A 505-nucleotide genomic window follows, 5' to 3' on the forward strand; every position below is an offset into this window, starting at 1 on the left:
TGCGTTGTAAGCCATACAAGCCAAAAATCGATTGTTCTTTTTGGCTCGTCTGACGATAAAGCTACTCAGTTGCTCTGCCCATTTCACCCGGCCATGAATCCCTAGCAAATCGAAGAAAATATTACTGTTTAGCAACCTCTCTGGCGTCGGATGATCGATCCAATCGCCAAAGCCCTCTTCCCATTGCGATTTGGTTTTTCGCCATTCAGGATTGGTAGCCATAATGTCGCCTGTACAATAGGTATAGCCGCATGCCGCCAATCCATCACATACAAATTTCGCAAACTGCGCGAAATACTCGCCGTGCTTGTCAGGATCGTAACTGTCATCAAGAATCAGCGCGTTATCTTGGTCGGTGACAATGAGCTGCTCATCTCGCGCCATCGATCCCATAGCAACCAGACAGTATGGAATTGGAGCAGGACCAAGCTCTTGCTCGGCGAGTTCCGCTAATCGTTGCTTAAAGCTGCTGCCAATCACCGACATCGCTCGTCCAATCATGTGT

At 48.5% G+C, this 505-nt stretch carries 1 protein-coding gene; it reads right to left on the reverse strand.

The genetic code is table 11. The annotated features are described in order from the left end of the window. A partial coding sequence (locus R7E78_RS30965; protein WP_318059249.1) for a DUF294 nucleotidyltransferase-like domain-containing protein occupies positions 1–505 on the reverse strand: 505 nt, incomplete at both ends.

Source organism: Vibrio sp. YT-19(2023) (assembly GCF_033337395.1).